Here is a 10,067-nt window from a genome sequence, read left to right on the forward strand (position 1 = left end):
TTATGTCGATTTTTTAATTGATGTATATATAGTCATTATTCATGACTAGAGATTAATTGCTCACTTACCTTCTTATATAAAGCAGCCATGTCTTTTTCACCATATCCTGCTTTACCCGCTTCATCATACAAGTCCAATAGCATTTCACTCACTGGTAAGTGAAGCTCATTTTCTTTCGCTAAATCAACTGCAAATCCTAAATCTTTCTTTAATAGATTTACAGTAAAACCTGGTTCATAGTTTTCTAGTGCAATAAAGCTTTTATAATTACGTTCGTAGATTCTACTTTGACCGTAACTCACATTTAAAATATCGAACATTTTATCTAAGTCCATATTGTTTTTCTTTGCTAATGTCAGAGCTTCACTAACACCCGCTGTGTAAAAACCAATTAGTAAGTTATTAATGAGCTTTACAGTTGTACCACTATCAATTTGCTCACTGACATGAAAAACATTTGCTCCTAATACTTCCATCGCTGGTAAACCTTTGTCATACACTTCTTTCGATCCGCCAACCATAAAAGTTAGTGTTCGATTTTCCGCCCCAATCACACCACCACTAACTGGTGCTGCTAGGAAGTCTATTTTTTTACTATTCGAAAATTCAGCTATTTCCTTATTCAACTGTGGCGCTACTGTACTTGTATCAATTAGTACAGCATTCGGATGACTGTTCTCAATCAATCCTTCTTCTCCAAAATAAACAGCTTCAACAGCTCGTGAGGATGGTAAACTTGTAAAAATCAAATCACATGTTTCTGCTAATTTTGCAATTGATAAACCGACAATTCCCCCTTCTTTCTCGAAGGAAGCTTCAGCATCTTTATTCAAATCAACTCCATACACCGTGTAATTTGATTTAACTAAATTTTTAGACATTGGAAGACCCATATTACCTAACCCAATAAAACCAATCTTTTTCATATTGTTCTCCTCCTATTAAACAATATATTTTCCGCGATTTATAATCGCTTTCGCAATTTCTCTCTTTTTCGTAAATACGTTCGTATATAGAGGCACTGACAATTGACGGATTTCATCTAGAATAACGTTTCTATTTTGCTCTTCTTGCACTGCTGCAGAAAGAAGAACAATTGCCGCTGATTCTACTTTACGATATCCTTCTTCACAAAGAACATCTGTTATGATCTGTTTTGTATGTTCTTTTTCCTCACCATTTTTACTTACCGCTTTCTTCGTACGTAAAAATGCTGATTCCATTACATACACATCTTTCAACATGTCTGCTAATACGCGTGAATATTCTTGTTCTTGTTCAATTTTTAATTCAGGAGTTTTAGATAGCGTTTTCAAAGATTGTTTCAATAATTGTTTCGATAATAAAATATAGCGAAGATTTCGTTCTATATTTTCAAATGTGCCTTCGTCCACTTGATCCCCTATTTGCTTCATTTGTTTCATTAACATTTTCGCAATGGTTAATCGGTTAATTTCATTCGTTCCTTCAAATATACGACTAATTCTAGCGTCACGATATAATCGTTCTACTTCATATTCTTGCATATAACCATAACCACCGTGAATTTGTACAGCTTCATCTACAATATGTCCAAGCGTTTCTGAAGCATTCACTTTGTTAATAGCACATTCCATTGCAAATTGAGACATTTTTTGCATGATGCTTTCATCACTCTCATGAATTGCTTCATCAATCACACCTGCTGTTCGATAAGCTGCACTCTCCGCACCGTATGTAGCAATAATCATATTTGCAATTTTCTCTTGAATCATGGTGAAATCCACTAATTCTGTTTGAAACTGCTTTCGTTCCTTTCCGTATTGAACAGATAGCCCAATTGCTTGCTTTGCTGTGCCAATATTTCCAAAAGCGAGTTTCAGCCTAGCAAAATTGAGAATATTAAGAGCTACGTGATGTCCCTTACCAACTTCTCCTAAAACATTTTCAGCAGAAATTACGACATCTTCTAAAATAAGTGTTGCAGTAGAAGAACCTTTAATACCCATTTTCTTTTCTTCTAGGCCAATTGAGACACCTTTACATGTTCTTTCGACAATAAATGCTGTCATTCCTTTATTTGTTTTCGCAAAAACAACATATACATCAGCCATGTGAGCATTTGTAATCCACTGCTTTTCACCATTTAATGTCCAGGCTGTTCCATCCTCATTTAATACAGCACTTGTTTTTGCGCTTAATGCATCAGAACCAGCGTTAGGCTCCGTTAATGCATAAGCACCAATCCATTCACCTGATGCAATCTTAGATAAGTATTTTTCCTTTTGCTCTTTTGTTCCATAGTATATATATGGTAATGTTCCTACTCCGGCATGAATATTAAAGGAAACACTAAACGCTCCTGCATACCCCATCTTTTCCGCTACAAGTCCAGACACCGCTTTTCCTAATTCAAATCCACCATATTCTTCTGGAACCTCTATACTTAACAATCCAAGTTCTCCAGCCTTTTCAAATAATTGGCGAGAAACTTCATAATTGTGCTGCTCGATATTTTCAATTTGAGGAACAATTTCTTGTTTCACAAATTGTTCCGTTGTTTTTGCAATTAAATCTTCATCACCGGAGAAATCCTCAGGTGTAAAAAAGGTAGTATTAAGCTCCTTATTCAGCGAAAAAAATTCGTCCCATTGCAACTTTGTTTTCTCCATCTGTATCCCCCTATCATTTCGGTCTTCATTTTCTTTATATGCAAAATCTATGCCAAACTAAAAACTTGATAAAACACGGGCAACATGAAAAGAAAACGTAAAACTGTCTAGACAGTTTTACACGGTTATAACAATTTGTTTAGATTTTAAATCGTGACAATTTGTTATACAAGGTCGCCCTAGAAATCCCTAATAATGCTGCTGCTTTTGACTTATTCCCCTTTGCTTCTTTTAAAACGCGTTCGATTAACCCTCGTTCTTCTTCTTCACGCACCACCCTCATGGCTTCTTGTTTTGCCGGTAAAGACTGAATCATAGGTACTAATTTCTTCTGTTCCATATCTCGATAATAGAATTCTTCTGGCAAATCTTTAGCTCGTATATGTGCATCATCTGATAGTGCAAATAGCCTTTCTAACACATTGATTAATTCACGAACATTACCTGGCCAATTGTAATGGAACATAAGACGTAATACTTCTTTATCAAGTGTCTTTTCTTCAACACCATACATTTGACACAGTTTTTGTACATGTTCTTCGACAATGAGTGGAATGTCTTGTTTTCGAAAGCGAAGCGGTGGAATATGAATCGGAATAACATGAAGACGATGATATAGATCCTCTCTAAATGTACCTTCTCTAACCATTTGTTTTAAATCTTTATTTGTCGCTGCGATTAACCGGAAATCAACAGGGATTGGATGGGTATCACCTATTCTTTCTATCTCTCTTTCTTGTAAAACACGTAAAATTTTTACCTGCGTTAATAAGGACATATCACCAATCTCGTCTAAAAATAATGTGCCATGATTCGCAAGTTCAAATTTCCCTGCCTTCCCATTCTTTTTCGCACCTGTAAAAGCACCTTCTGCATAACCAAACAGTTCGGATTCTAGTAAATTATCTGGAATAGCAGCACAGTTGACACTAATAAATGGACCATCTTTCGTCATACCTGTATCATGTATAGCACGTGCAAATTGTTCTTTACCGACACCACTTTCTCCAGTGATTAACACAGAAGCTTTGGACCCCGCTGCTTTTCGAGCCATTTTTTTCGTTTCAGAAATTGCCTGGCTTTCTCCGAGAATATCTTCAAATCGTATTTGTTTCTTTTTCGGTTTAGAAAATGCCGGTTTGACACCACCATCTTTTTGATCAAACCTCTCTAATATTTTATAAATATCTGAAATCCCTTCATGAATAAGCATGCCTACAGCACCTATCACTCTTCCTTGCTTCCAAATTGGCATCCGATGCACAACTAAATTTTGTCCTTGCAAACGATGTACTTGATTTCTTTCTGGTACCCCTGTTTTCAATACAACTGGAAGCCTCGTATTCTCAATTACATTTTCGGCGAACTGTCCAATTGCTTCTTCTTTCGTTACACCAACAAAGCGACTATACATATCATTAAACATTTGAATAACACCGTTTTCATCCACAATCGCGATGCCTTCATACGCAGTATCAAATGAAAGTCGTAACCATTCCATGACATGTTGCGATTCTTCTAATTGTTGTTTTATAAATTCTTGAAAAGCAAAAAGCTCATTTTGACCTATAATACCTTCTAGCACTCCGCTTTTTTCATTGATCACATAAAATGGTAGATGCTGAACGACTTCCATTGTTGTTGTTCCATTTCCCTTATGAAAGAATTGATCTATGATGATATGAACTGAGGTACTCTCATCTCTTTTTTCTTTCATCCACTGAACACAATCTAATAATTTTACAATGCCGATCATTCGTTTTCCCTCTAGTACAGGCAGTTCATTAGTTTTTGATACGATAAGTAGATCGATCGCCTCTGCAATCGTATTACTCATTTTCACAAACTGAAAATCTTCATTCAGCCATCTTCCTACAGAGTAATCTTCTATAGAGTTCATATGTTTCCACCTCTTTTGCAAGCAATTAGAGAATATGAAAAGGCGATGACTCTCCACATCAAGCAGTTGTTTCGCCAAAGATGTATCATCATCGCCTTTTCCCTTTGTTTTATTGATCTTCAGATAAAACTGTTTTTGCAATTCCGTTATCTAATTCTTCAAAATCATGATACGAAATTGTTTCATACAATTCACTTCTCGTTTGCATATTAGATAGACCTTCTTTTTGTGAGCCTGTTTCTTTAATAAGTGTGAACACACGCTCATATGCTTTTGCTGCAACGCGAAGTGATGTAACTGGATAAATTACCATTTGGAATCCCATATTTGCAAATTCTTCTGCACTATAATATGGTGTTTTTCCAAATTCAGTCATGTTCGCAAGCAGCGGAACATTTACTTTACTATTAAATAAACGGAATTCTTCCTCAGATTGAAGTGCTTCAGGGAAAACAGCATCCGCACCTGCTTTTACATAAGCAATTGCTCTTTCAATCGCTGCATCCAATCCTTCTACGCCGCGAGCATCTGTACGTGCTACAACAACAAGTGTTGGTGCTACTTCTTTAATCGCTTTAATCTTCTGTACTAATTCCTCAGTAGAAACAAGTTTTTTTCCGTTTAAATGTCCACATTTCTTCGGTAATTGTTGATCTTCAATTTGGACAGCAGCTACATTTGCTTCCACCATCTCTACAGCTGTTCTCGCTACATTTAACACTCCACCAAATCCTGTATCAATATCGACAAGAAGAGGTAAGTCAGTTGCCCTAACAAGGTCTCTTGCTCTTTCAGCTACTTCAGTAGACGTTACAATACCTAAATCTGGTAAACCCTTACTTGCTGTATACGCAGCTCCCGATAAATAAAGAGCCGAAAATCCAGTATTTTTTGCAACAAGAGCAGCCATTGCATCATGTGCACCAGGGATTTGTAAAATTCCAGGTGCTTCTACTAAAGCTCGGAATCGATTAGCAAGCTCTTCTTGTGTTGACTGTTTATTCACAACCCAAGCCATTTTTATTCCCCCTATACTTAAATTAAGAAAAGATCTACAAATTCATTTACATTCATAGTTTCTAATTTTTCTTCATTCAAACAAGCTTCATGAATTTTTTCTTGTTGCTTATTAGAATAATGAACGGCCATATTTGCAGAGAACTTTTGAACAATCTTTGGAATTGCTTCATCTCTACGGAAACGGTGACCTAATGGATATTCACACTCTACATTTTCTGTTACTGTGCCATCTTTAAAATGAACTTGAACAGCGTTGGCGATTGAGCGCTTGTTCGGATCAAGGTAATCCAAACTATACTGTTTATTTTCTACAACAACCATTTTGTTGCGCAATTCATCTACGCGAGAATCTGATGCAACTTCATCTTCATAGTCATCTGCAACGATATCACCTTTTAATAAACCGATTGCCGTAATGTATTGTAAACAGTGATCACGGTCAGCTGGGTTATTTAATGGACCCTCTTTATCAATAATACGAACTGCTGATTCATGTGTCGTAATTGTAATACGATCAATTTCATCTAATCGTTCTTTCACTTCTGGATGTAATCTCACTGCACATTCTGCAGCTGTTTGAGCATGGAATTCTGCTGGATATGACACTTTAAACAATACATTTTCCATTACATAAGAATCTAAAAGTCTTGCTAATTTTAGTTCTTGCTTGTTAAACAATACATCTTGGAATCCCCATCCTGGTGCAGATAATGCTGTTGGGTAACCCATTTCACCTTTTAATGCAGTAAGTGCAAGATGAACACCACGGCTTGTTGCATCCCCAGCTGCCCATGACTTACGTGAACCTGTATTTGGAGCATGACGATATGTACGAAGACTAGAATTATCAATCCATGCATGAGACAATGCATTAAAGATTTCTTCACGTGTACCACCAAGCATTTTCGTAACAACTGCTGTTGTCGCTACTTTTACGTATAACACATGATCAAGACCAACGCGGTTTAAACTATTTTCTAATGCAAGTACACCTTGGATTTCATGCGCTTTAATCATCATTTCAAGTACATCTCGTACTTTTAATGGTTCTTTTCCCTCTGAAATACGAACGCGGCTCACATAATCTGCAACAGCTAAAATGCCACCTAAATTATCAGACGGATGTCCCCATTCTGCTGCAAGCCATGTATCGTTATAATCTAACCAACGAATCATACAGCCAATATTAAAAGCACCGCGTACTGGATCAAGTACAAATGATGTTCCCGGTACACGTGTACCATTTGGCACAACAGTTCCTGGTACGACAGGTCCTAGTAATTTCGTACACTCTGGATATTGCAGTGCTAAAATTCCACATCCAAGCGTATCAAGTAACACATAGCGTGCTGTACTGAATGCTTCTGAGCTTGTCACCTCTTTATTTAATACATAATCCGTAATCTCTTCTAAAATTGCATCTTTTTGTTTAATTTCATTTGTTTTAATCATGCTATCCTTCCCTTTCTGTCGAAAATTCGTTATTATTAAGAATGGGTGTCGGTCAAACACCCACCTGGCGGGCGGCCTTAACAACTCCCCAGTTGTTTTTATTTGCTAAGCACATGTCGCTCGCCGATATAATTTACACGTGGGCGGAACAATCGATTATTTGTATGTTGCTCAATCACATGCGCACATAAGCCTACCGTTCTTGAACTGAAAAAGATTGGTGTATATAGTTGAATTGGAATACCTAACATCCAATAGACTGGAGCAGCATAATAATCTAAGTTTGGATAGATTCCTTTTTCCTTCTCCATAATCTTTTCTCCAGCTTCACACATTTCATATAGTGTATAATCGCCTTTCACATCACATAGCTGTTTTAATGCTTCTTTCATCATAAGCGCTCTTGGATCCATCTTCTTCATGTAGACGCGATGCCCAAATCCCATGATTTTCTCTTTGTTATGTAATTTCTTATGCAGTAACTCTTCAAATTTCTCAACATTTCCTGCTTCTAACAACATGTACATAACCGCTTCATTTGCGCCGCCATGTAAGCTTCCTTTTAAAGATGCAACTGCACCTGTTAAAGCACCGTATAAATCCGATTGCGTAGATGCTATAACGCGAGCTGTAAATGTAGAGTTCGGCATTTCATGTTCACTATATAAAACAAGAGAGCGATCGAATATTTTTTCTTCCAGCTCAGTTGGTTTTTTACCAGTTAACATGTAGAAGAAATTCGCACTATACGATAATTCTTTAAGGGGTTGAACAGGCTCTTCATTATTTAAAATATGATAACTGTTTGCCACAATATTTGGCACTTTGCTTAGCAGTTTATAACCACGATCTTTATTTACTTCTAACGAACGATTTTCAATATCGTTATCGTAACCAGCTAACGCAGATACACCTGTACGTAATCCATCCATAGGATGCGTTTCTTTTGGCAATGCTTTTAAAACATTGAACACACCTTCTGGCACTTCATATTCTTCTTTCAATTTCTTTTCAAGTGTTGTTTTTTCATCCTCACTTGGTAGGTGTTCCTCTAATAAAAGGTGCACAATGTCTAAATACTCTTTTGTCTTTGATAGCTCGATTAAGTCATATCCTTGAATAACAATTTCACCTTTTACTGTGTCAAGAAACGAAATTTTCGTCTCCGCTGCAACTACACCATCTAATCCCGGGGAAAATTTTTCTTCAGCTTTCATTATCATTTCCTCCAATCCTAATAGATCTTCGTGCACATAATTGTAAGCATTTACAATGTTGTGAAACTACATTTCTACTTCAATGTATCAGAGTTTTTAGAAGATTTCAATTTATTTTATAATGATAAGTTTCCTATACTTTTCCTGCTGTAACAAAATTATTTTTTAAGAATAACGTATAAATTTTTTATCAAAAAGTTCGATATTCTTCCTTTTCTTTTGAACCGAAATATATTAATTTTCAACAAAATTCCCTGTAAAGCTTACAAAGAAAACAATTTATTCCATTTATTTATTAATTTTTTCCAGAATATAAAAAAAGCGAGTTGTACATACACACAACTCACTTACACATATTTTATATATTGCTATTAATACAATACAATTTTTATATAAGATATTTTTATTTTTAATAAAGTTATTATTTTACATAATTGAATTCAATCTCATCCATTTCTGTTTGATAACTCACAACTAATTCATAGTCTTGAAACTAGTAAATATCATCCGCATCAACAAAAAATTAGATGCCGTCCCGTTCAGTAGGTGTTGCTATATCTTCTGGCGCTTCAAAAGCTAATCCGAAAAAATAACCGGATTGAATTGTGCTATTTCCACCATATCTAACAACAAACCGAACAAAATCGTCAGTCTATAGATTCAATTTTAATGTCATACTTTAAATCTACTTTCTTAATAAAATTCTCTTTACAGCTCAAAATCAATAAAAATATCCAAGCTCTTTTCTACGTAACCTCATATTATATATCAAAAATAGGAGGTGAAAATTATGACTCATATTATTGATTTCCAAGCTACTCAACCACGTAATAAAACAGATGCAGGACACCCAACACCAATTTTGCATACTCCTAAAAAAAATAACGTTGCTCAGTTACGAATAAATATCCCTCATAGAAATTCTCGTGATAATACAGTCGAATTAATTGCAACAGTTGGAGTTGAAGGAATTACAAATATCGCTCAAATCGTGTTTCGTATTTTCCGTGATACAACTCAGATTTTCAATACACAAGTTGGAATCGAATCAACTGGTTCAGAACAATTTTATGCTATAACTTTCCAAGCAATTGACAAAGATCTAAGATCTGGAAAGCATGTTTACACGCTAACTGCTGAAAATATTACATCTGATGCAGAAGCTGCAATAGTAGGTCCAATTTCTTTTAGCGCGTTAGCAATCGGTAACCATGACGATTGGTGTTAATAGAGCTGCTAAACTATTTAAATTTGCTTAAGTAAGGAAGAACTCATTTTTTGTTCTTCCTTTTTCTTGTTTACATTCACTTTTTATTCTTTAAAAACTTATGTACACATTTACAGCTTGTGCAAGAATATACTGCTCTATAATGCAATTTAGGAGTGATCTTTTATGTATGTATTCCCTACAAGAATTGCCGTTGCAGCTCCTGTAGCTCCTTCTGTACATGTTGCCCCAGTCCACGCAGGAAGTTCTGATGTTGGCGTTGAACTTCCCGCAACTTGGCAGCACTATCAACTGCCCGGTGCAGCAGTCCCTTCCTTTTGGCAGCACGGCATACCGCCTAGTGGCACTCCCTATTATGGTCCAGGTTATCCCACTCCTTCTCCATATGCTCCCTCCCAAATTTTCTATCATTTCCCTTCAATTTATTTTCAAAATTTTTATGGGACTTTTAACATATAGTAATAACACAGAGGCTTTTCACTGCATAAAAAAAACACCTACGTTACCGATTCATATACGGTATCATAGGTGTTTTTGAATACATTTCTATATGCTATAGACTTTTAGGAAACTCTATATTTATTGGTTTGATGTTGTCT

Annotated in this window: 8 protein-coding genes; 2 read left to right on the forward strand and 6 right to left on the reverse strand. The window is 35.9% G+C overall.

Annotated elements, in window-relative coordinates:
* Positions 1–35 precede the first annotated feature (35 nt).
* The 6 genes from V7183_RS02465 to mmgD form a co-directional block, all read right to left on the reverse strand.
* Positions 36–926, reverse strand: a complete 891-nt coding sequence (locus V7183_RS02465; protein ID WP_097899516.1) for an NAD(P)-dependent oxidoreductase — start codon at positions 924–926, stop codon at positions 36–38.
* A 15-nt stretch (positions 927–941) separates the two neighbouring features.
* On the reverse strand, positions 942–2,651 hold the full coding sequence (locus V7183_RS02470) for an acyl-CoA dehydrogenase family protein (RefSeq protein WP_097899515.1): 1,710 nt from the start codon (positions 2,649–2,651) through the stop codon (positions 942–944).
* 139 nt (positions 2,652–2,790) lie between these two features.
* Positions 2,791–4,551, reverse strand: coding sequence for a sigma 54-interacting transcriptional regulator (locus V7183_RS02475; protein WP_097899514.1), 1,761 nt, complete (start codon positions 4,549–4,551; stop codon positions 2,791–2,793).
* A 109-nt stretch (positions 4,552–4,660) separates the two neighbouring features.
* Entirely contained in the window at positions 4,661–5,569 is a 909-nt protein-coding gene (prpB, locus tag V7183_RS02480) for a methylisocitrate lyase (protein WP_097899513.1), read from the reverse strand.
* 17 nt (positions 5,570–5,586) lie between these two features.
* Positions 5,587–7,023 carry a 2-methylcitrate dehydratase gene (gene prpD / locus V7183_RS02485; RefSeq protein WP_335358589.1) on the reverse strand — a complete coding sequence of 479 codons (1,437 nt, stop codon included), beginning with the start codon at positions 7,021–7,023 and terminating at the stop codon, positions 5,587–5,589.
* Positions 7,024–7,121: 98 nt separating this feature from the next.
* Positions 7,122–8,240: a citrate synthase gene (gene mmgD, locus V7183_RS02490; protein ID WP_097899511.1), complete on the reverse strand. Its 1,119-nt coding sequence runs from the start codon at positions 8,238–8,240 to the stop codon at positions 7,122–7,124.
* Positions 8,241–9,030: 790 nt separating this feature from the next.
* On the opposite strand from mmgD, the gene V7183_RS02495 reads away from it, so the two are divergent.
* Entirely contained in the window at positions 9,031–9,468 is a 438-nt protein-coding gene (locus V7183_RS02495) for an exosporium protein C (protein ID WP_097899510.1), read from the forward strand.
* A 165-nt stretch (positions 9,469–9,633) separates the two neighbouring features.
* The gene (locus V7183_RS02500; RefSeq protein ID WP_335358590.1) at positions 9,634–9,927 is read left to right on the forward strand and encodes a hypothetical protein; all 294 of its coding nucleotides are present in this window, start codon (positions 9,634–9,636) and stop codon (positions 9,925–9,927) included.
* Positions 9,928–10,067: the final 140 nt, after the last annotated feature.

Origin of the sequence: Bacillus sp. JJ1127 (assembly GCF_036965845.1) — a bacterium.
Lineage (GTDB): Bacteria > Bacillota > Bacilli > Bacillales > Bacillaceae_G > Bacillus_A.